Annotated in this window: 23 protein-coding genes; 8 read left to right on the top strand and 15 right to left on the bottom strand. The window is 68.2% G+C overall.

What is annotated here, in order from left to right:
• Positions 1-90 precede the first annotated feature (90 nt).
• The 3 genes from AC1RKE_RS03085 to AC1RKE_RS03075 form a co-directional block, all read right to left on the bottom strand.
• Positions 91-399: a hypothetical protein gene (locus AC1RKE_RS03085; RefSeq protein ID WP_287396052.1), complete on the bottom strand. Its 309-nt coding sequence runs from the start codon at positions 397-399 to the stop codon at positions 91-93.
• Positions 400-483: 84 nt separating this feature from the next.
• The gene (gene hisN, locus AC1RKE_RS03080; protein WP_348683108.1) at positions 484-1,269 is read right to left on the bottom strand and encodes a histidinol-phosphatase; all 786 of its coding nucleotides are present in this window, start codon (positions 1,267-1,269) and stop codon (positions 484-486) included.
• Positions 1,270-1,332: 63 nt separating this feature from the next.
• Positions 1,333-1,713, bottom strand: coding sequence for a helix-turn-helix domain-containing protein (locus AC1RKE_RS03075; RefSeq protein ID WP_152948997.1), 381 nt, complete (start codon positions 1,711-1,713; stop codon positions 1,333-1,335).
• Positions 1,714-1,905: 192 nt separating this feature from the next.
• On the opposite strand from AC1RKE_RS03075, the gene AC1RKE_RS03070 reads away from it, so the two are divergent.
• Positions 1,906-2,148 (top strand): GlsB/YeaQ/YmgE family stress response membrane protein, encoded by a 243-nt coding sequence (locus AC1RKE_RS03070; RefSeq protein WP_007442559.1) that lies wholly within the window; start codon positions 1,906-1,908, stop codon positions 2,146-2,148.
• 144 nt (positions 2,149-2,292) lie between these two features.
• On the opposite strand, the gene AC1RKE_RS03065 is transcribed toward AC1RKE_RS03070, so the two are convergent.
• Positions 2,293-2,847 carry a hypothetical protein gene (locus tag AC1RKE_RS03065; protein ID WP_348683105.1) on the bottom strand — a complete coding sequence of 185 codons (555 nt, stop codon included), beginning with the start codon at positions 2,845-2,847 and terminating at the stop codon, positions 2,293-2,295.
• Positions 2,848-3,002: 155 nt separating this feature from the next.
• Between AC1RKE_RS03065 and AC1RKE_RS03060 the strand changes: the two genes are divergently transcribed.
• Together AC1RKE_RS03060 and AC1RKE_RS03055 are read left to right on the top strand one after the other, a co-directional pair.
• Positions 3,003-4,661 carry a GNAT family N-acetyltransferase gene (locus tag AC1RKE_RS03060; protein ID WP_348683103.1) on the top strand — a complete coding sequence of 553 codons (1,659 nt, stop codon included), beginning with the start codon at positions 3,003-3,005 and terminating at the stop codon, positions 4,659-4,661.
• A 37-nt stretch (positions 4,662-4,698) separates the two neighbouring features.
• A complete protein-coding gene (locus AC1RKE_RS03055) occupies positions 4,699-5,859 on the top strand; it encodes a kynureninase/PvdN C-terminal domain-containing protein (protein ID WP_348683101.1) in 1,161 nt (386 codons plus the stop codon).
• Positions 5,860-5,886: 27 nt separating this feature from the next.
• Here the strand turns inward: AC1RKE_RS03055 and AC1RKE_RS03050 are convergent, their stop codons facing one another.
• The 3 genes from AC1RKE_RS03050 to ald form a co-directional block, all read right to left on the bottom strand.
• Positions 5,887-6,804 carry a hypothetical protein gene (locus AC1RKE_RS03050; protein WP_348683099.1) on the bottom strand — a complete coding sequence of 306 codons (918 nt, stop codon included), beginning with the start codon at positions 6,802-6,804 and terminating at the stop codon, positions 5,887-5,889.
• A 146-nt stretch (positions 6,805-6,950) separates the two neighbouring features.
• A complete protein-coding gene (obgE, locus tag AC1RKE_RS03045; RefSeq protein WP_348683098.1) occupies positions 6,951-7,997 on the bottom strand; it encodes a GTPase ObgE in 1,047 nt (348 codons plus the stop codon).
• A 196-nt stretch (positions 7,998-8,193) separates the two neighbouring features.
• Positions 8,194-9,312 (bottom strand): alanine dehydrogenase, encoded by a 1,119-nt coding sequence (ald, locus tag AC1RKE_RS03040; RefSeq protein WP_152948990.1) that lies wholly within the window; start codon positions 9,310-9,312, stop codon positions 8,194-8,196.
• Between the two features lie 144 nt (positions 9,313-9,456).
• On the opposite strand from ald, the gene AC1RKE_RS03035 reads away from it, so the two are divergent.
• Positions 9,457-9,933 (top strand): Lrp/AsnC family transcriptional regulator, encoded by a 477-nt coding sequence (locus AC1RKE_RS03035; RefSeq protein WP_152948989.1) that lies wholly within the window; start codon positions 9,457-9,459, stop codon positions 9,931-9,933.
• Positions 9,934-9,936: 3 nt separating this feature from the next.
• Here AC1RKE_RS03035 and AC1RKE_RS03030 read toward each other — a convergent pair whose 3' ends face one another.
• The 5 genes from AC1RKE_RS03030 to nepR form a co-directional block, all read right to left on the bottom strand.
• Positions 9,937-11,391 carry an NAD-dependent succinate-semialdehyde dehydrogenase gene (locus AC1RKE_RS03030; protein ID WP_348683097.1) on the bottom strand — a complete coding sequence of 485 codons (1,455 nt, stop codon included), beginning with the start codon at positions 11,389-11,391 and terminating at the stop codon, positions 9,937-9,939.
• A gap of 103 nt (positions 11,392-11,494) precedes the next feature.
• On the bottom strand, positions 11,495-11,632 hold the full coding sequence (locus AC1RKE_RS03025) for an entericidin A/B family lipoprotein (protein WP_017505506.1): 138 nt from the start codon (positions 11,630-11,632) through the stop codon (positions 11,495-11,497).
• Between the two features lie 83 nt (positions 11,633-11,715).
• The gene (phyK, locus tag AC1RKE_RS03020; RefSeq protein ID WP_321208007.1) at positions 11,716-13,488 is read right to left on the bottom strand and encodes a sensor histidine kinase PhyK; all 1,773 of its coding nucleotides are present in this window, start codon (positions 13,486-13,488) and stop codon (positions 11,716-11,718) included.
• A gap of 6 nt (positions 13,489-13,494) precedes the next feature.
• Positions 13,495-14,106 carry a sigma-70 family RNA polymerase sigma factor gene (locus AC1RKE_RS03015; protein ID WP_054764058.1) on the bottom strand — a complete coding sequence of 204 codons (612 nt, stop codon included), beginning with the start codon at positions 14,104-14,106 and terminating at the stop codon, positions 13,495-13,497.
• Complete coding sequence (gene nepR / locus AC1RKE_RS03010) at positions 14,103-14,306, bottom strand: anti-sigma T factor NepR (protein ID WP_054764057.1); 204 nt, start codon at positions 14,304-14,306, stop codon at positions 14,103-14,105. The genes AC1RKE_RS03015 and nepR overlap by 4 nt, the downstream gene beginning before the upstream one ends.
• A 201-nt stretch (positions 14,307-14,507) precedes the next feature.
• Here nepR and phyR point away from each other — a divergent pair, with 201 nt between their 5' ends.
• Complete coding sequence (gene phyR / locus AC1RKE_RS03005) at positions 14,508-15,314, top strand: anti-anti sigma factor/receiver protein PhyR (protein WP_152948987.1); 807 nt, start codon at positions 14,508-14,510, stop codon at positions 15,312-15,314.
• A gap of 72 nt (positions 15,315-15,386) precedes the next feature.
• Here phyR and AC1RKE_RS03000 read toward each other — a convergent pair whose 3' ends face one another.
• Complete coding sequence (locus AC1RKE_RS03000) at positions 15,387-15,734, bottom strand: hypothetical protein (RefSeq protein WP_152948986.1); 348 nt, start codon at positions 15,732-15,734, stop codon at positions 15,387-15,389.
• A 330-nt stretch (positions 15,735-16,064) separates the two neighbouring features.
• On the opposite strand from AC1RKE_RS03000, the gene AC1RKE_RS02995 reads away from it, so the two are divergent.
• The gene (locus AC1RKE_RS02995; RefSeq protein ID WP_183218308.1) at positions 16,065-17,093 is read left to right on the top strand and encodes an NADP-dependent oxidoreductase; all 1,029 of its coding nucleotides are present in this window, start codon (positions 16,065-16,067) and stop codon (positions 17,091-17,093) included.
• A 9-nt stretch (positions 17,094-17,102) separates the two neighbouring features.
• Positions 17,103-17,510, top strand: a complete 408-nt coding sequence (locus AC1RKE_RS02990) for a hotdog family protein (RefSeq protein WP_152948984.1) — start codon at positions 17,103-17,105, stop codon at positions 17,508-17,510.
• Between the two features lie 58 nt (positions 17,511-17,568).
• Here AC1RKE_RS02990 and AC1RKE_RS02985 read toward each other — a convergent pair whose 3' ends face one another.
• A complete protein-coding gene (locus AC1RKE_RS02985) occupies positions 17,569-18,345 on the bottom strand; it encodes a SapC family protein (protein WP_054764052.1) in 777 nt (258 codons plus the stop codon).
• Between the two features lie 86 nt (positions 18,346-18,431).
• On the bottom strand, positions 18,432-20,474 hold the full coding sequence (locus AC1RKE_RS02980) for a TonB-dependent receptor (protein WP_152948982.1): 2,043 nt from the start codon (positions 20,472-20,474) through the stop codon (positions 18,432-18,434).
• A gap of 102 nt (positions 20,475-20,576) precedes the next feature.
• On the opposite strand from AC1RKE_RS02980, the gene AC1RKE_RS02975 reads away from it, so the two are divergent.
• A complete protein-coding gene (locus AC1RKE_RS02975) occupies positions 20,577-21,068 on the top strand; it encodes a Fur family transcriptional regulator (RefSeq protein ID WP_054764050.1) in 492 nt (163 codons plus the stop codon).
• The last annotated feature ends 2 nt before the right edge of the window (positions 21,069-21,070 follow it).

The following is a 21,070-nucleotide window of genomic DNA, read 5'->3' as shown; positions in this document are numbered from 1 at the left end:
TTCGAAGCGTCCGCCTTTCGGACGGACGGCTGTTGTCCGCTTTCAACACCGAAGCCTTTGACTGAAATCGACCCGATGCGGACCTTAGGATCATTTTGTCCAGAGCGTCCGGACTACTCGATAAATCGCTCGCGCCCCGATCACGGGCAGCGCGCCGATGGCACAGCCGGCCAATCCATACGCCGAGAAGAAGGCGGCATCCATTAGCAGGAACGCGGCGGTCATCTCGCTCGCATGGCCCCAATCCAGGAGGAGCGCAAAGTCGGCAAGCACGGCAACAAGCAAGGTAATCAAGGTGAACCGCCAGTACGAGCGACCCTTCCGGCCGATAAAAATCAGCGCGCTTGTAAGCCCGACGACGACGGAAAGGACAAACGCCGCAGCGTAGGTGAAATCCATGGTCATTGCCTCCAACGGGCGGCGCGACGTTAGGCGATCAAAGTTCAGCTAACCACCCCTCGCAGACATCCCGACTTCCGTTGCTCAGGCCGCCGCCCGCCTCAGCGTCACCAGCGCCTGCTCGATCAGCCGTTCATCCCCGACGGCCAAAATCTGCCCGCTTCCGTCCGGCGCCTCCCCGCGCCAGTTGACCACCCGGCCGCCGGCGGCCTCGATCACCGGGACCAGGGCGGACCAGTCCCAGGGTTTCAGGCTGGTTTCGGCCACCAGGTCCATCTTGCCGGCCGCCACCATGGCGTAGGCATAGGCGTCGCAGCCCAGGCGGGCCAGGCGGGCGGCGGCGCGGACCTGGGTCCAGGCGCCCAGTTCGGCGCCGTTGAAGATGTTCGGATCGGTGGTCGAGATGACGGCCTCGGTCAGATGCTCGCACGCCCGCACGGCCAAAGGCGTCTCGGTTTGGCCGCGCAGCAGCCGGGCGCCGGACGGGCCGCCGATGAAGATCTCGTCCAGATAGGGCTGGGCGATCACGCCCACGGTCGGCTTGCCGCCGGTGCGCAGGGCGATCAGGGTGGTCCACAGAGGCAGGCCCGAGATGAAGGCCCGCGTCCCATCGACGGGGTCCAGAATCCACACATGTTCGGCGTCCGGCCGGTCCTCGCCGTATTCCTCGCCGATGACGCCGTGGTCGGGATAGCGTTCGGCGATCAGGCGGCGGATCGCCGCCTCGGCCTGTTTGTCGGCCTCGGTCACGGGGTCGAACCCCTTGGCGCCGCCCTTGTCCTCATGGCCGATGTCGGAACGGAAGAAGGGCAGGGTGACGCGCGCGGCTGCGTGCGCCAGTTCCACGGCGAAGGATTCGAACTCGGTCATGCGCGGCTCTTAGAGCATGATCGGGCGGGACGGAACCGAAAGGGGCCCGGCTGAGGCGTCAGATCAGGCGGCGACGTCCTTTGAGTCGTGCAGCGACTTGGCCAGGTCCAAGAGGCGGCGGCGCGGCCGCTCTTCCAGCTGATAATAGGCCTGGATCAGATCCAGGGTCTCCTTGCGCGAGAAGACCTCCTGGGCCGTGGGCAGGCCGCCCTTGGTCTCCAGGGCTTCGGCGACGCCGTCGTAGAAATAGCTGACGGGCGTCTCCAGCGCCTGGGCCAGCTGCCACAGGCGGGCGGCCGAGATGCGGTTGGCGCCGCATTCGTATTTCTGAATCTGCTGGAAGCGGATGCCCACCTGCACGGCCAACTGCTGTTGCGTCAGCCCCAGCAGGCGACGGCGACGCCGCAGACGGCGGCCCAGGTGGAGATCGATGTCGGTGGCCATGGCCCCCAATTCCTCATCTGCAACCCGTCCCGAATTGGCACGGCTCGCCCGAAACCTCGCAATCGCCATGCCGGAATCGGGCTTCGCAAGGGCTGGCGGCCCCTGTCCGGGAATCGGGACGGGGTTGCGCAACCCGATCGGGGCGGACGCATTTAGTCGGCAGCTTGGCTTTTGAAGGAAGGGACCAAACTTATGGGCATTATCGCCTGGATCATCATCGGCATCGTCGCGGGCTGGCTCGCGGAACAGATCATGGGTCGTAACCACGGCCTGATCACCAATCTGATCGTCGGCGTCATCGGCGCCCTGATCGGCGGCTTCATCGCCGGCGCCCTGGGCATCAGCTGGGGCGGCTGGATCGGTTCGACCATCGTCGCCACCATCGGCGCCGTGATCCTTCTGTTCCTGTTGGGCCTGGTCAAGCGTCGCGCCTGACCCCCGACTTAAGGCAATATAAGACGAAGGGGCGGTTCGCAGGAACCGCCCCTTCTTTTTGTCCGGCTCGGATCACCGACACAGGAAAGGCGGCCGGCTGAGCCGACCGCCTTCTAGGATCAAGCCTTCAGAGGCTTGCCGCGATCAACCCTGGGGGCTGGCCGGCGGGGTCGTCGGATCGCTCGAGGTCGCGGGGTCCGTCGGTTCAGTCGGCGCCGGCTCGGCGGGCAGGGTCGGCGGCGTCGGTTCCGCCGCGTCAGGCGCAGTCGTCGGCTCAGGCGCCGTCGGAGACGTCATGGCGTCGTCAGCGGGCGGCGTCGCGGCGTCGGGGGTGGCGGAAGCCTCGCCCGCGATGGCGGCGGCGGCGTCGAACTCAGCCTTGGTGTAATCCACCTTGACGGCTTCGCCCTCCTGGCGAATGCCGTTCAGCGGCACGGCGCGAACCTGGCCATCGGCGCCGCGGACAGTCAGCTCCTGAGCGCCCGAGGCGTTGGTCTGAACGCCTTCCAGCTTGCCCAGCTCGCCGTCGGGGCCTTGGATCGAAACGCCCGGCGTCAGTTGCAGGCTCTGTTGGCTAGAAGCTGAGGCCGCGGCGTCTGGAGAGGCCGGCGGGGTCGAGGCGGCGTCTTGGGCCAGGGCCGGCGCGGCGATCAGAAAGGCGGCGGCGGCGCTAGTCAGAAAAGCGGTCTTGATGTTCATGGGACTATACCCTCGTACAAGCGGGCCCGGCGCCCGCATCGACCAAACCCGCCGTGTTACGGATTGTTTCACGCGCCTCTAAATGACCTTGGACCCGCCCCGGTTGGACGAGTCTTGGTCTATGATGGGGCGGAAAAGGCGAATCGGGGGGCTCTGTGAGCCAGAAGAACATCTATGGGCCTCGGCTCGTGCGGCGGCTGCTCGGGCTGGCCTATGAGCTGACGCCCCAGGTTTTCGCCGTCCTCGCCTTCGGCGCGGGGGCGCTGATGCTGATCTCGGCGGTGACGCCCGAGTTCGACGAGCGGTTACGGCTCCTGACGGGCGTCGTCTCGCCCATACTGATCGACCTGTCGCATTTCATGGCCAGCATCGCCGGCTTTATCCTGCTCTTCCTGTCGGCGGGCCTGTGGCGGCGCAGGCGCGGCGCCTATTGGGCCGCGATGGCGGCCCTGGCGGCGGGGGCGGTCTTTTCTCTGTTGAAGGGGCTGGACTGGCGGGAATCGATCGATCTGATCCTCGTGGCTGTCCTGCTGGCGCCGTGCCGCTCGGCCTTCAACCGGCGGTCGCGTCTCAGCGAGCCTCTGCGGCCGGGCTGGCTGCTGCTGTTGATCGCCGTGGTGATCTCCATGCTGTGGCTGGGGTTTTTCGCCTATCGGGACGTGGTCTATTCGGACGAACTGTGGTGGCGTTTCCTGGTCGATCGCCAGGCTTCCGGCTTCCTGCGGGCCGGGCTGATCCTGTCCCTGCTGACCCTGTTGGTCGCAGGCCGGTCTCTGCTCAGTTCGCCCGGCGCCGACAGCCACGGCCCGGCGTCGCGCGAGGAGATCGAACGCGCGCGTCAGGCGCTGGAGACGGCCGACGTCGCCGCCCCGGAAGCCTGGCTGGCCATGCTGGGCGACAAGGCCCTGCTGTTCAGCCCGTCGGGCCGCAGCTTCCTGGCCTATCGCGTGCGCGGGCGGCGCTGGATCGCCATGGGCGAACCCGCCGGCCTGATGGCGGAGCGGCAGGAGCTGCTCTGGGCCTTCGCCGAAATGGCCGACAGCTACGGCGGTTCGGCGGTCTTCTATTCCGTCGGCGACGACATATTGGGCGAACTGGCGACCATGGGCCTGGCCCTTCGCAAGGTCGGGGAGACGGCGGTGATCCGCACGGAAACCTTCACCACCGAGGGCAAGGGCAAGCAGAACCTCCGCACGGCCCTGAACCGGGCCGAGCGGGAAGGGGCGCGGTTCGAAGTCCTGCCGCCCGGGTCAGCCCGGCCTCTGGAGGCCGAACTGCGCGCCATTTCGGACGCCTGGCTGGCCATGCACAACGGGGCCGAAAAGGCCTTCTCCCTGGGCCGGTTCGACATCGACTATCTGGACCTGACGCCGCTGGCGGTGATGCGCGAGGGCGACCGGATCGTGGCCTTCGCCAATCTTCTGGTCACGCCGGGCGAGGCGGCGGTGGATCTGATGCGCTATACGCCCGACGCCCCGCACGGGGTCATGGACTATCTGTTCACCCGCTGCGTCCAATGGGCCAAGGCCGAGGGGATCGCCGAGTTCGACCTGGGCATGGCGCCCCTGGCGGGGCTGGAGGATCGCCGCATCGCCCCTGTCTTCGCGCGGGTGGGCGCCCTGGTGTTCGAAGAGGGCGGCGCCCTTTACGGCTTCCAGGGTCTGCGCAGCTACAAGGGCAAGTTCGGCCCCGAATGGAAGGCCCGTTTCATCGCCGCGCCAGTCCCCACGCCCCTGCCCCTGGCCCTGCTGGACGTGGCCCTGCTGACCAGCGGCGGCTGGCTGGGGATGTTGGGGCTCCGGCGGGCGCGCTGATCTCGACGTTCGGGGTCGAAGCCGTCATGGTGCGCCCATGTCGTTCAAAGCCCTCTTTTCACGCGCCCTGTCCCTGGCGCCTGAGCGCCTGCATTTCGCCGCCCACAGCCACCATCTGTGGCCTGACGCCTCATTCGAGGCGCAGCAGCAGGCCTGGCTCGACGCCAATCTACACGCCGATCGCAAATGGGATCTGATCTTCGGCGAGGTCATTCCCCGGGCCCAGGCGGAGGTCGCGGCCGAACTGAGGCTTCCCGACCCGAACAGCCTGGTCTTCGCCCCCAACACTCACGATCTGCTGCTGCGGGTCTTTTCGGCGATCGAGCGCCGGCCCGTGCGGATTCTGTCGACGGACGGAGAGTTCCACTCGTTCCGTCGCCAGGCCGACCGGTGGGAGGAGGCGGGCCAGGCCGTCGTCACGCGCGTGCCCCTGGCCCCGTTCGAGACCTTTGCAGAGCGGTTCGCTGCGGCGGCCCAGGGCGGCGGCTACGACTGGATCGTCGTCAGCCATGTCTTCTTCCGCACCGGGGGGCTGTTCGACCGGATCGAGGCCCTGGCGGCGTTGGCCCGGCCAGAGGGCCCCTGGGTGCTGATCGACGGCTATCACGGCTTCATGGCTACGCCGACCGACCTGTCGGGCGTCGCGGACCGGGTCTTCTATGTCGCCGGCGGCTATAAGTACGCCATGGCGGGCGAGGGCGCCTGTTTCCTGCACGCGCCCGACGGTTTCGGCCCCAGGCCCGTCATCACCGGCTGGTTCGCCGAGTTCGGGGATCTGTCGGGGCCGCCCGGCGGGGTTCAGTATCGCTCGGACGGCGGCCGTTTCTGGGGGGCCACCTTCGACAGTTCGGCCCTGTACCGGTTCAACGCCGCCCGCGGGATGCTGAGCCAGGCGGGGCTGACGACGGAGGACGTCGCCGAACACGGCCGGGCGCTGGCGTTGCAGTTCCAGGCGGCGGTCGGTGCGGGCGAGGCGGGTGTTTTCGGCGAGGCCGAGATTTTGAACCCCGTCGTCGGCGACGGGACGCGCGCCCGGTTCCTGGCCCTGCGTCATCCCAACGCCCAGGCGTGGCGCGCGACCCTGCTGGCGGCGGGGGTGGTGACGGACGTCCGCGACGACGTGATCCGCTTCGGCTTCGGCCTTTATCAGGACGCCGCAGACGTGGATCGGCTGATCGCGGCCTGCCGGGCGGTGTGAAGGCGGCGTGAAGGGGCGGGAGCCCGATCAGAAAAAGGTGCTGTCGTCCTGAGTCTTGGGCGTCGGCGCGGCGCGGGGCGGCGGCGTTCGGTCGGGGGCCTGCCCATTGGGGGCCGAACCCTGGGCGCCCGGCGTCGGCGCGCCAGGAGCCTGTGGAGCGGCTCCAGGCGGTGTGGCGGCCGGCGGAATGGCCGGCAGGTTCGGATAGGGCAGGGCGGAGGGATCGGAGCCCGGAGCGGGCGTTTCACCGCCGTAAGGCGCCGAGGCGGCGTCCGCATCGGGCGTGGCCGTCCCGACCCGATCCGGCGCGTTCAGGTCGTCGCGGATGAAGGGCCAGGCGCGGCTGTCGGCGCAGCCGCAGGCCTTCAGGAATCCGTCCCGGTCTCGCCACAGCACCAGCGGATAGGTGATCTGCACGCCCCCGTCCTTCAGCAGTTCGGTCAGGCGGGCGTCGAACTGACGACTGGCCTCGACCACGGCGGCGCGGGCCAGATTGCCGTCGGCCGCCGGAATGCCGGCCGCCGTCCATTCTCGCGCGGGTGTCTGGATCCAGCGCTGGTACAGCGACCAGTCGCGGGTCAGCCACAGTTCGGCGACGGTGGCCCGTTCGGCCGCCGTGGACTGGGCTGCGCCTTCCCGGTCGGCCCGGGCGAACAGGATGATGCGGGGCTCCACCCCGGCCGCCTTCAGCTTGTCGATCTCTTCGCGGACGTAACGCTGGGTCGAGGCGCTGTCGCGATAGCCGATGACATAGAGGGGTTCGCCCCCACCGCCGCCCGAGACCCAGGAAGCCTCGTCCAGCAGCTGCTGAATCTGGGCCTGATTGCGCGTGATGGTGACGGGCTGGAAGCGCGAATAGAAGTTCCAATAGGCCCAATAGCCCGTCCCGGCCAAAACCAGACCGACCAGGGCGGCCAGAACCGACCATATCAAGAAACGACGCATCAGGCGGGGTGCTCCAGCTTCACCGTTGGCACGGTTAACGCATAGCATTGAAAACCGTTGTCCGCTTCATTCACGCAGACCCAGATCGCCGAAATCTCAGGGTGACGTGCGCGCGCCACATCTGTCGGGCGCGCGGCCGCCGTCAATCAGGGCTGCCAGCCCGAGACCTGATCCGCCTCGCTGTCCCCGGCCAGGGCGCCCCGGGTCTTCTTCACCTCGGCCCAGGCGGCGCGCAGCAGGGCGGGCACGCCCTCGCCGGACACGCCCGACACCAGCATGGGCTGACGGCCCGCGACCGCCTCCAGGGCCGCCGCCTTTTCCTCGCGCTCTTCGGGCGTCAGGGCGTCGATCTTGTTCAAGGCCAGGATCTCGGCCTTGTCCGCCAGCCCTTCGCCATAGGCTTCAAGTTCGCCCCGGATGATGTGATAGGCGTGGACCACGTCCTCCTGTGTGCCGTCGATCAGATGGATCAGGCTGGCCGAGCGTTCGACATGGCCCAGGAAGCGGGTGCCCAGGCCCGCGCCTTCGCTGGCGCCCTCGATCAGGCCGGGGATGTCGGCGATGACGAACCGTTCGGTCGGCGACAGGTCCACCATGCCCAGATTGGGCGCCAGGGTGGTGAAGGGATAGTCGGCGATCTTGGGCTTGGCCGCGCTGGCCGCCGACAGGAAGGTGGACTTGCCCGCGTTGGGCAGGCCCGCCAGGCCGATGTCGGCGATCAGTTTCAGCCTCAGCCAGACCCAACGCTCCTGGCCCTCCTGGCCGGGGTTGGCGTAGGCGGGCGCCTGGTTGGTCGGTCCCTTGAAGCGGACATTGCCCCAGCCGCCATTGCCCCCCTTCAGCAGCAGCTCGACCTTGCCGGGCGTATCCATGTCCAGCAGCACCGTCTCCTTGTCCTCGTCCAGCACCTGGGTGCCGACCGGCACCTTCAGGACCACGTCCTCGCCCTTGCCGCCGTGCATCTGGCGGCCCTGGCCGTGGTGGCCGGTCTGGGCCTTGAAATGCTGCTGGTAGCGATAGTCGATCAGGGTGTTCAGCCCCTCGACCGCCTCGATCCAGACGTCGCCGCCCTTGCCGCCGTCGCCGCCGTCGGGGCCGCCGTTGGGAATGAATTTCTCGCGTCGAAACGACACGGAGCCCGCGCCGCCGTTGCCGGAGCGGATATAGATCTTGGCCTGGTCGAGGAACTTCATCGCGGGCTTATGCCAAAAGACGGCGGCGAATCACAGGCGCCATCAGTCCCTCTCCCGCTTGCGGGAGAGGTGGCCCGTCGATCGCGCAGCGATCAAGGGTCGGAGAGGGGAGTATCGCGACACTCCCCCCATCGTCAGGCGTGTCGCTTCGCGCCACGACCTGACACTTCCCCCGCAAGCGGGGGAAGGTCTCGGATCAACCCTTGGCCCAGACGCCGAACGGATCGCTCCAGTCCATGCCCAGCGCCTGGGCCACGGCCGGATAGGTGATCTCGCCCTTCAGCACGTTCAGGCCGCGCGCCAGGTGCGGGTCCTTCTTCAGCGCCTCCAGACCGTGATCCGCCAGGGCCAGACCGAAGGGCAGGGTGGCGTTGTTCAGGGCTTCGGAACTGGTGCGGGGCGCGGCGCCCGGCATGTTGGCGACGCAATAGTGGACCACGCCGTCGATCACATAGGTCGGGTCTTCGTGGGTGGTCGCGTGCGAGGTCTCGAAACAGCCGCCCTGGTCGATGGCCACGTCGATCAGGACCGAGCCGGGCTTCATCGTCTTCAGGTGCTCGCGTTTGACCAGCTTGGGCGCCGAGGCGCCGGGCACCAGAACGGCGCCGATCACCACATCGGCCTTGACCAGCTCTTCCTCGATCGCGCCGATGGAAGAATAGCGGGTGATGACCCGGCCGTTGGTGACTTCGTCGATATAGGCCATGCGCGGGATCGAGCGCTCCAGCACCACCACCTCGGCGCCCAGACCCATGGCCATTCGCGCCGCGTTCAGACCGACCACGCCGCCGCCCAGCACCAGCACGCGGGCCGGCGCCACGCCCGGCACGCCGCAGAACAGCAGACCCATGCCGCCGTTGTGCTTCAACAGAGTCTCTGCCGCCGAGAAGACGGCGATCCGACCGGCGACTTCGGACATGGGCGCCAGCAGGGGCAGGCCGCCGCGCGCGTCGGTCACGGTCTCATAGGCGACGGCGGCGCATTTGGACGCCAGCAGCCCCTTGGTCTGTTCCGGATCCGGCGCCAGGTGCAGATAGGTGTAGAGGATCTGGTCCTCGCGCAGCATCTCCCACTCGACCTTCTGCGGCTCCTTGACCTTTACGATCATGTCGTTGTTCGCAAAGACGGTCGCCGCGTCGGGGACCAGGGTCGCGCCCGCCTTCTCGTAATCCGCATCGGTGAAGCCGGCGCCCAGGCCGGCGCCGGTCTGGACCGACACCGAATGGCCGTGGGCCACATATTCGCGCACCGCCGTCGGCGTCAGGCCGACCCGGTGTTCGTTCTTCTTGATCTCGCTGGGAACGCCGACTCGCATGGGGCCTCTCCGTGAATGGTTCAAACCTCCGCCTCTCCTGGACGGATCGCAGACCGCACATATAGCGCCGAGCCGAACGCAGAATCCTGTTCATTTCAGGACCTGATCGCCATACATGCGAAGTTTCTGCGAAGAGGTTGACCCATGAAGACCGTTTCCGCCGTCGAACTGGACGGAACCGACAGGAAGATGCTTCGTCTGCTTCAGCAGGACGGCCGCATGACCAACGCCGACCTGGCCCGTCAGGTGGCCCTGTCGGAAAGCGCCTGCCTGCGCCGGCTGCGGGCGCTCGAAGCGGCCGGGGTGGTCGATCATTATGCGGCCGTGATCAGCGAACGGGCCGTGGGCCTGCCCATCAGCGTCTTCGTCACCGTCACCCTGTCGTCCCAGTCCGAGGCGGCGCTGAGCGCCTTCGAACAGGCGGTCGCCGCCGCGCCCGAGGTGATGGAATGCTATCTGATGACCGGGGGCGCCGACTATCTGCTGCGTCTGGTGGTGCGCGACGTCGATGATCTGGAACGAGTCCACGCCAAGACCCTGACGCGCCTGCCCGGCGTCCACCGGGTCTCGTCCAGCGTGGCCATGCGATCGGTGGTCAAGCGCGGGGTCCTGCCGGTCTGAGCCTCATCTCAACGCCAGGGTCACGGTCTTCACATCCACATATTCGTCTATGCCGTGGATCGAGCCCTCGCGGCCGTAGCCGGACTGTTTGACCCCGCCGAACGGGGCGACGGCGGTGGAGATCAGGCCGGTGTTGACCCCGCACATGCCCGCCTCGATCCGGCGGCTGAAGCGCATGGCCCGATCCAGGTCGCGGGTGAACAGATAGGAGGCCAGGCCGAATTCGCTGGCGTTGGCCTTGTCCAGCGCCTCGGTCTCGGTGTCGAAGGCGAAGACCGGGATCATCGGACCGAAGGTCTCCTCCTTGCGGAACAGGGCGTCGTCCCCGCCCAGGGTCACGGTCGGCTGGAAGAAGCGGCCGCCCCGTTCGTGGCGCGACCCGCCGGTCAGCACCCGCCCCCCGTCGGCCTGGACCGCCGCCACATGTTTCTCGACCTTCTCGATCGCCTTGTCCTCGATCAGGGGACCGATCTTGACCCCCTCTTCGAAGGCTGCGCCCACCTTGATCTTCGCCACCTCGGCCGCCAGCTTCTCGGCATAGGCCTCGGCGACGGACCGCTCGACATAGACCCGGTTGGGGCAGACGCAGGTTTGGCCCGAGTTCCTGAACTTGCCCTTGATGGTCTCGGCGACGGCCAGGTCCAGATCGGCGTCGGCGAAGACGATCAGGGGGGCGGCCCCGCCCAGTTCCATCGACACCCGTTTCAAGGTCGGGGCGCACTGTTCGGCCAGCTTGCGGCCCACGCCGGTCGAGCCGGTGAAGGACAGTTTGCGGATCAGGGGGCTGTCCGTCAGCACCTTGCCGATCACGGAGGCCTCGCCCGTCACGATCGACAGGGCGCCGACCGGCAGGCCGGCCTGATAGGCGAGCTCGGCCAGGGCGATGGCCGTGAACGGGGTCTGGCTGGCCGGCTTGACCACGGCGGTGCACCCCGCTGCGAAAGCCGGTCCCAGTTTGCGCGTCAGCATGGCCGCCGGGAAGTTCCACGGGGTGATCAGGGCGCAGGGCCCCACCGCCTCGCGATAGGTCAGCAGCAGATGGCCCAGCGGGCTGTCCTGGGTCTCGCCGATCAGCCGCTCGGCCTCGCCGGCGAACCATTTGATGAAGCCGTTGGCGTAGGTCACCTCCCCCTTGGCCTCCTCGAACGGCTTGCCGTTCTCCAGGGCCATCAGGGCGCCCAGGCCTTCGAGGTTCTGATCAATCAAGGCGGCCCACTGGCGCAGAAAGGCCGCACGCCTGTGCGGATCGCCGCGCGACCAGTCGGGAAAGGCCTCGGCGGCAGCCTGGATCGCGGCGTCCGTCTCTGCGGCGCCCAGCTCGGGGACATGGCCGATCACCTCGCCGGTCGCGGGGTCGTCCACCGCAATGCCTGACCCGTTCGCCGGGATCGGCTCGCCGGCGATCAGGGCGTGCTGGCGCATCAGGGCGAGGCCGGCGTTCTTGGCGGTCTGGTTCACGATCAATCTCCTGAGGCTGTCCCGAAACGAACAAGGCCCCGACGAAGCGGGGCCTTGCAAGTCCGATGCGGCTCGCCTGTCGGGAAGGCGAGGCGGCGGCGGCTTAGTTCTTGGCGTCTTGGGCGGCGCCGGTCACGGCTTGGCCGGCGGCCTGGGTGTCGCGGCCCACGCCTTCGACGGTGTTGCAGGCGGCGGTGGTCAGGGCGGCGGCGGCGGCGACCAGGACAAAGATCTTACGCATGAGAAGGCTCCGGTTCAGCCGACATGGGAGTCTGTCGGTCTTGCCCTAGGAACGCGACGCCACGGCGGCGGTTCCCTCCGGCTTCAGGCCTTGTCGGCCGGGTCGGCGGGCGACAGGGCTTCGGGCGTGGCGAAGGTCATGCGGGCGATGGAGCCGCCGCCCGGCGCCTCCACGAACTCGGTCTCGCCCCGCAGCTGTTTGGCGAAGGCGCCCATCAGGGTCTGACCCACGCCAGCCTCGGCGGCGGCGGAGCCCCCCGGACCGTCGTCCTCGACTTCCAGAATGGACGTCTCGCCATAGACCCGGAAGCGGACCTTCAGCGCGCCGCCGCGACCGGCGAAGGCGTGCTTTTGCGCATTGTTGACGGCCTCGACCAGCCACAGGGCCAGGGGCGCCAGCTTGTCAGGATCGACATAGAGGGAATCGGCGTCCACCGAACTGACCACCACATGGCCGCGCACCGCCTCGCCGGCGATGAGCTGGCCCACCAGCTCGTTCAGGAAGTCGCGGGCGTCGGCGTGGCGGATGTCCTCGCTCTGGTACAGGGTGCGATAGATCAGGGCCAGGGCCGAAATCCGCTGGCGCGTGTCGCCCAGCGCCGCCTTGGCCGGGGCGTCGGTCAGGGCCCGCTGCTGCATCGACAGAAGCGAGGAGATGATCTGCAGATTGTTCTTCACCCTGTGGTGGATTTCGCGCATCAGCGCGTCCTTTTCGGCCAGGGAGGCGTTCAGCTCCCGGTCGCGCTGGGTGATGGCCTCGGCCATTTCGTCCAGGGTCCGAGCCATGACGCGGATTTCCGACGGGGCGTTCATGGCCTGGAGCGGCCGCACCGAAAAGCGACCGCGCGCATAGAGGGCGGCGATCCGTTCCAGATAGTCCAGCCAGCGGATGAAGATCCGCTCGGACAGCAGCATGACGGCGGCGAAGGCCGTCAGCCAGGCGCCCAGGGGCAGCAGAAGCGTGCCGATCGGGTTGAGCCGCGCCCAGGACAACAGTCCCGGCGCCGGCGCCGAGAGCAGGGCGTAGAGATCGCCCCCGGCCAGAACCGCTCCGGCGTAGTCGCGGCGCTGGCCCTGGCTGTCCTTGCCCGCAAAGACGGCCGAGCCCTGGTCTCGCGCCCGCTCCACCCAGCCGGTGACGTCCCCCCCGTCCGACAGGCGGAAGGCGGCGGGGTCGCTGGCGAGCAGCACCCGCCCTGCGGCGTCCGTCAGGGCCGCTTCGGACTGGTCGGGCAGGGCCGGATCGCGAGTGTCCGGCTGAAGCGCCGACAGGGGGATGACGGCCGCCATGGCGCCGTCGAACCGGCCCATCGGCCGTTCGGCCCGGATGGCGACGATCAGGGCGGCGGGATAGCCGGCGTAGACGGGGGCGCGAACCACCACCAGATCCTCGCCGCGGCGAAGCCGTTGGAACCAGGTCGAGCCCGCCGCCGGCGTCACGCCCGACCGCAATCCCTCGGGACGTCCGGAGGAACAGACCGCCTCGCCCGTCGGGCTCAGGCGATAAAGGCCCTCATAACCCTCCAGCCGATCGACCAGGGCGGTCAGGCGTGGCGCGCAATAGGGGCCCAGGGCGTCGGGGCTGAGCGCGCGCAGCAGAACCTGGGCGCTGTCCAGCCGCGCCTTGGCGCTGCCGGCGCTGCGTTCGGCGGCGAGTTGCAGATCGGTGCGGCGATCATCCGCCTGCCGGCGGAAGTCCGCCTGGGTCTGGATGACGATCAGGATCAGGATGGGCAGCAGGGCCAAGGCCATGGCCGTGCCCAGCCGGAAGCGAATGCCTTGGAACCGGGCCGAATTCCAGCGTCGTCCCAGGCGAGGCCTCGGCGCGGGGGCGTCGGATTGGGCGGCCTGGTTCACCGAGGCTCAGGACCGCGCGCCGGCCAGCCTGTCGGCCTCGCCGAGAATGGTGCGCATGGCGTCCCCGGCGGCCTTGCCGTCGCGGCTGTATCCGCCCTTTTCCAAGGTGGTCAGAAGCGCGCGGCGCGCCCGGCTGACGCGGCTCTTGACCGTGCCGACGGCGCAGCCGCAGATTTCGGCCGCCTCCTCATAGGCGAAGCCTCCGGCGCCGACCAGGATCAGGGCCTCGCGCTGCTCTTCGGGCAGGGTCTTCAGCGCCTGACGCAGTTCGTCCAGGGCCACCGGGGCCTCGGGGTCGTCCACCGCCACCAGGGTCCGCTCGGCGGCCTCCTGGTCCAGCTGCGACTGACGCCAGGACCGGCGTTTCTCGGAATAGAACTGGTTGCGCAGGATCATGAAGGTCCAGGCCTTCATATTGGTGCCCATCTGATAGCTGGCGCGCGCGTCCCAGGCCTTCATCATCGCATCCTGGGCCAGATCGTCAGCGGCCGTCGCATCGCCCGTCAAGGTGCGGGCGAAGGCGCGCAGATGCGGAATCAGCAGGACCAGTTCCCGCTTGAAGCCCTCATCATCCGCAGAGGCGGGTTTGGGCGCGGCGCCCAATCGGGACGTGCTCATGCGCCACCGTCCGACGCCTTGGCGTCGGCGCGCTTCAGAATATCCAGGAATTCGTCAGGCACGGGCTCGTTGACCACCTCGTCGAACATGTGCCGCAGCTTGACGCCGATGGCCTGTTGACGAAGGCGAGCTTCTTCGAGCCCCGCCTCCCCCGTGTTGCCGGCGCCCTTGCGCCGCGAGGAATCGGAAGAGTCAATCATAGACAGAACACCGCCCACCCAACTGCAGTGCAGAAATGCAGGTCCATTAACGGTCCCTCTGGCTCCGGGTTCCTCAGATGCGGTAATAAAAATCGACAGAGCGCAAGCGCTGCGGAACCGCATCGGGGCTTTGGCGTTTCCAGCCTCTGTATCGCTGTCGTCCATCCTCGGGCGCGCAGCCTCTGTCGGGGACTATCCAGCATGAGCCTTCTGGCCAGACTTGCGCCGCATCTGCCCTATGTCCGCCGCTATGCGCGGGCCCTCACCGGCGATCAATCGACCGGCGACAACTATGTGCGGGTCGCACTCGAAGCGCTGGCTGCGGGAGAGCAGCAGCTCTCGCCGGACATGACGCCGCGCGTCGCCCTCTATCACGTCTTCCACGCCATCTGGTCCTCGACCGGCGCCCAGTTGGAAAGCGGCTCTCAGATCGGCGCCTTGGGCGACGGCCGCGACGAGGCTTCGCGTCGCCTGATGCGGATCGCGCCGCGCTCGCGCCAGGCCTTTCTGCTGACGGCCCTGGAAGGCTTCACGCCTTCGGAAGCGGCCCAGATCCTTTCGGCCGATCCCCGCGACGTCGAGCGGCTGATCGCCGACGCCCAGTCGGACATCGACGCCGAACTGGCCACCGACGTCCTGGTGATCGAGGACGAGGCCATCATCTCCGCCGACATTCAGAGCCTGGTGAAGGAACTGGGCCACCGCGTCACCGGGGCTGCGACCACCCATGACGAGGCCGTCGAGGCGGTGGCTCGCCACAAGCCCGGCCTGGTTCTTGCCGACATCCAGCTGGCCGACGGCTCTTCCGGCATTGATGCGGTCAAGGACATCCTGAAGGACATCGACGTGCCGGTGATCTTCATCACCGCCTTCCCCGAACGCCTTCTGACCGGCGAACGGCCTGAGCCGACCTTCCTGATCACCAAGCCCTTCCAGCCCGAGACGGTGAAGGCGGCGATCAGCCAAGCCCTGTTCTTCCATCCGTCGCGCCACAAGGAAGCGGCTTAATCTCGGACGCCCTTGCGCCCGCCGAGGGCGCGGATGAAGCCCCGGCCGCCTCGGCGCCGGGGCTTTTTCACATCAGCTGGACGGCTGGGTCGGGGCGTTGACGTTCGCCGCCTCTCCGGTCGGCACGGGCTGCGGCTCGCCGTTCGGGCCGGTCGGCGCGTCGGCGGCCGGCGGCGTCGCCGCATCGCCGCTGAAGGCGCGCGCATCGACCGCCTGGTCCCCGTCGTTGGCGTTGGTCTGGGACAGGCCGCCCTGGCTGAACATCCAAAGCAGACCCAGCAAAAGCGCCGCGCCGCCCAGGGAGGCGATAAGGATCAGCAGGATTCGGCTGCCGGATCGGCCCTGGCGAGCCGAGCGCGCATCTACGCCCTGACGATCGACCAGACGATCGTTGTTCGGTTGCGGTTCTTGGTGCGTCATGGTCTGCGTCCCGGCTGTTGCTTATGACCAGACACAACGCCGCCTGAGTAACGGCGTTCCTACCCGGGATCTTTCGCGCCAGGCACGAAAAAAAGCCGCCTGTTGTCGGGAACCGGGGTTCACCCACGCCGTTAGGAGACTGCGGAGGCGGCGACGCCCCCCCGACTTGAGATTGGCGACAGCCAATCTGCCGCCTCCGCACCTCATTCTCGATGATGCCACTTCAAAGGCGGTCCGCTTGGACCGCCTTTTTCTTTTCAACCCGGCCCTCGACCCGCGCCGCGCGCAGGGCCAAGATGATCCTCAAAGAAAACGCACGGAGAGAGACGCATGGTTTCCAACGCCAAGATCAATCGTCAGTGGGTGCTGCGTCAGCGGCCCAAGGGCCTGGTTCAGCCCGGCGACCTGGAGCTGGTCGAGACGCCCGTGCCGGAGGTGAAGGAATCCGAGGTGCTGGTCCGCACCGTCTATCTGTCGCTGGACCCCACCAACAGGACCTGGATGAACGATTCCGAAGGCTATCTGCCGCCTGTGGGGCTGGGAGAGGTCATGCGCGGCCTGACCCTGGGGGTGGTGGAGCACAGCCGGTCGGACCGGTTCAAGGTCGGCGACGTCGTCATGCCCGCCGCCGGTGGGTGGGCGGACTACGCCGTCGTGCCCGAAGCCGGGCTTCGGCCCGTGCACCGGGCGCCCGGCCTGCCGCTGACGGCCAATATGTCGGTCCTGGGCATGACCGGGCTGACGGCCTATTTCGGCGTCACCGACGTGCTGAAAGCCAAGGCCGGCGAGACGATGGTGATCTCTGCGGCGGCGGGGGCGGTGGGTTCGATCGCCGGCCAGATCGCCAAACAGCGCGGCTGTCGCGTCATCGGCGTCGCCGGCGGCCCTGAGAAATGCGCCTGGCTGACCGACGAACTCGGGTTCGACGCGGCGATCGACTACAAGAACGAGGACGTCGGCGACGCGCTGGACCGGCTGGCGCCCGACGGAATCGATCTCAACTTCGAAAACGTCGGCGGCGACATCATGATCGCCGTCTTCAACCGGCTCAAGGTCCACGGCCGGATGGCGGTGTGCGGCCTCGTCTCATCCTACAACGCCACCAAGGCGCCGCCGTCGCCCAACTTCGCCCGGATCATCACCCATCGGCTCCACGTCCAGGGCTTCCTGGTGCTGGACTATGCGCCTCGCGCCCGCGAAATGGTCGCGGAGATGGGTCCGTGGCTGGCCGAGGGCAAGGTGAAGTGGAAGGTCCACGTCGATGACGGCCTGGAAGGCGCCGTGGATTCGTTGAACCGCTTGTTCACCGGCGACCACGACGGCAAGCTGCTGGTTCGTGTTTCCGAAGAACCAGGCTGAAGGATTTCCATGAGCGACCCCCTGCTCGTCCATTTCGAGGATCTGGAGACGGGGCAGGTCGTGCCCCTGGGGGCCTGTGCGGTCGATCCGGGGGCGCTCGACCTCTTCGTCGAGCGGTTCGCGCCCGGCTGGGACGCCGCCTATGGGGCGCCCGATGCGATGATCTACGCCCTGTGGAGCCGGTTGGCGGCCGAGAAGTCGGGCGCCTGGGCCCAGACCAAGGTCCTGGCGGTCGACGGGCTGCGTTATCTGCGCAATCCGCCGCCGGGCGAGCTGCTGCGGGGCCGGATGACCGTCATGGGCAAGGATCCGGTCGGGGACGGCAAGGGCATCGTCATCGCCCAACACGATCTGCTGGACGAGGCCGGGCGGCTGGTCTTCTCCTGCCTGACCCGCGCCCTGTTCTCCCGACGCTGAAATTGAAAACGCCCGCCGGTGCGACCGGCGGGCGTTCTCTTTGACGTCAGGCCGAGGCTCAGTTGACGCTGGCCGGGGCCTGGCGAAGGAAGGCCAGGGCGATCAGGCGGTCCCAGCCCAGCAGCGACACCAGATGGGCGTAGATCTGGCCCAGGGCGCCGTTGTCGCGCAGCTCGGCCAGCTTCTCGGCCGGCAGGGCCCTCAGCTTGTCTTCCGACACGGCGTAATATTCGGCCAGCTTCTGGGGCGCGCCGGGCGTGCCGTCCGGGTTGCGCGGGGTGAAGACGGCTTCACGCACGTCCAGCAGGTCCAGGTCCTGGATCAGCTTGACGAAGGCTTCGGTGCGCTGACGCTCCTGTTCGAAGTTGTTGCAGAACTCCATCGCCATATTGGTGTAGTCGCTGGGCTTGCCCTCGACGAACAGCGGGTTCTGGCCGCCCTCGGCCACGATCGAGGCGCCGCGGTCGATGCACAGGATCAGGCGCTGATTCTGCTTGTCGTCGGCGAAGACGAACGGATAGCGGCGCACATAGGCGGGGATGTAGGCGTCGGGGCGGAAGTCGCCGTCGTCCGCCACGAACAGGTTCTCGCCCTGGCGCAGCCCCATGACCACGACCGGTTGGCGGTTCTCACCGGTGAAGATCACCGGATAGGACAGGGCGGCGGCGGCGAACTCGGTCACCGTCAGCGGCACGATGTTGGTCTGGCCGACGAAGGCGTAGGGCTTGTCGGCGGCGTTGACGCCCAGCGCGCCGTGCAGGGTCGGGTCCAGCGGTTCCGGCTTCGTATAGAAGAGGACGTTGCCTTCGAGCGGCGAGTTGTTCGTATCGGTCATGAGGAGCCAGGCGCTCTTGGAGTGGAATGAGGCGGGCCTTCTAGCCCAAGCCCGCCTCAGCGGCAAACCGCCCGATCAGGAACCGGTCAGAAGGCGTAGCTGACGCCGATCCGCAGGTTGCGCCCGGGCAGGGGCGCGATGTCCTTCAGGAAGGAGGTATGCTCGCGCGCCTCCTCGTCCGTCAGATTGTGCGCCTCGGCGAAGACGGTGACGTCCTTGTCGGCGAACGGCCGAACCGCCCCGCGCAGATTGACCAGCGTATAGGCGTCCGTGCGCAGTTCGCCTTCCGCCAGCCGGTCCTGTTCGCCGACGTGGCGCACTTCGCCGGTCAGGTCCCAAAGCGTCGAGGTCCAGGCCAGGCGGGCGGTCGCCGACCAGGGCGGAATGCGCGCGGCCGGGCCCAGGTCGGTGTCGGCGCGGACATAGTCGGCCGCCCCCTCCAGCGACAGTTTGCGATCCCCGTCCTGCCACAGGGCGTAGGCGGCCTCGGCCTCGAAGCCGTAGAAGTCCGCGTCGGTCTGGACGAAGCGATAGACGGGGAAGGTCTCGCCCTCGTCGGTGGTGAAGTCTGCGCCGGTGCGGCGTTCGTCGATGAAGCCGTCGTACCAGGCCTTGTAGAGGTGCATATCCCCGGAGAACCGGTCACGGTCGAAGTGGACCGTGCCCTCCAGCGTGGTCACCTTCTCGGTGTCCAGGCCCAGGTCGCCGGTCTCATAGGCGGCGGTGGCGACGTGGACGCCGTCGGCGAACAGTTCGACCTCGCTGGGCGCGCGTTCCGTCCGCGACAGGCTCAGCCCCAGGAACAGGCCGGCCTGGGGACGCAGGAAGGCGGCGCCGCTGGCGGACCAGTTGTCGAACTGACGCTCCACCTCGGCCGTCTCGCCCAGCGGAACGGCGCTCAGGGTGCGGCGGTCATAGCGCAGCCCGCCCTCGAAGCCGTAGCGGTCGCGGTCATAGCGCTGGACGGTGTAGAGGCCCTGTTCCTCGATCTTGACGGTTGGGACGAAGGCCTCCTCGCCGATCGCCTCGAAATTGCGCTCCAGGGCCTGGACGCCGACGGCGCCGTTCCAGCCGTTCCGCTCGCGCTGGACCAGCTCGCCGCGGGTCTCCCAGCCGTCGGAGTTGAAGACGGTGCCCGGCTCGCCCGGTCCTTCGAACTCGGTGTGGGTGTAGTCGGCGTGGCCGTAGGAGGCGCGAACCTTGGCGAAGGGACCGGCGTCGAACCGGTATTCGCCGCGGCCGTCCCAGCGCTCCTGCTCCAGATTGATGAAGACCTCCGGCTCGGCGACCGTGCCGTACTCGCTTTCGGTCTTCTTGTAGGACAGGCCGACGAAGCCCTTGTCGGCGATGTAGGAGCCGCCGACGCCCCAGGCGTTCAGCTCGGACCAGGAGTTCGGCTGTTTGTCGCCCGCGCCGCGCGGCTCGCCGTCGCTGTCGGCCAGAACCTGGGACCGGGCGGGGGAGGGGATGTCATAATCGTCCGTCTTGCGGGTCACGCCGCTCAGGTTGAAGGCGAACCGGCCGGCGCCGACGGTGACATGGCCCGAGGCGCCGCGGCCGTCGTCCACGCTGGAATATTGGGTCGAGACCCGACCCTCGACCCCGCCTTCAGGCAGGGCTTCAGGGATGCGGTCGTCGATGATGTTGACCACCCCGCCGATGGCCGAGCCGCCATAGACCAGGGTGGCCGGGCCGCGCACGACCTCGATCCGATGGGCTTCGCCGGGATCGGTGGCCACGGCGTGGTCCGGCGAAACGGAGCTGGCGTCGATCTGGCCCAGGCCGTTGGTCAGCACCTGGACGCGCGGGCCGGACAGGCCCCGGATCACCGGGCGGCTGGCGCCGGGGGCGAAGTCGGTCGAGCGCACGCCCGGCAGGCCGTTGACCAGATCGCCCAGAGACGTCGCCGGGGCGATGGCCAGGGCCTGGTCGTCCAGCACGTCGGTGGCGATGGTGGTGGCGCGCTGGGTGACGCCATAGGGGGTGGCGGTGACGATGACGTCATCGACCTGGGCCGGACGGCCGGGGCCGGTCTGAGCCAGGGTCTGGGCGAGGGCGGCGCCGCCCAGGGCGCTCCAGGCGACGGCGGAAAGCAGAAGCGAGCGGGTGACGGTCTGACGCATGGACATCACTGGGGTTCAGGAGAGGAAGCGTTTCTGTTATGAGATAACATCACGGACTGCAAGCCGTGTTCTGTTGCGGCCGGGCTTATCAAGGATTAGCTGTGGCTCATGAACGCCGTCTGCGACCATGATCATCTTCATTCCGGCCTTGACGGCGCACGCCTGGACCGCGCCCTGTCCGAGGCGGAGGCGCGGGTGGTCTCGGCCGGCGAGCGCATGACCCCGCCGCGCCGCCGGGTGCTGTCGCTGCTGCTCGAGAGCGGCGAGCCGGTGAAGGCCTATGATCTGATCGCCCGGTTCGGCGAGGACGGACAGGCCGCCAAGCCGCCCACCGTCTATCGGGCGCTCGAATTCCTGGAACGCCACGGCATGGCCCATCGGATCGCCTCGATCAGCGCCTATGTCGCCTGCGCCGGCCAGGAGGTCGGGGGCAGCCATGCGGCCGCCTTTCTGATCTGCGACTGCTGCGGGGTGACGCGCGAGATCGACGGGCCGGGCCAGGACGTCATCGCCGCCGCCGGCGCCGCCGCCGGCTATGCGATCGCCCGCACCACGATCGAGGCGCACGGCCTGTGCGCCGCCTGCCGGGATGCGGCCTGATC

This window comes from Brevundimonas sp. GW822-FHT03E11 (genome assembly GCF_058801445.1).
The sequence above is the reverse complement of the archived record's forward strand: the minus strand, read 5'-3'. Positions and strand labels throughout refer to the sequence as shown.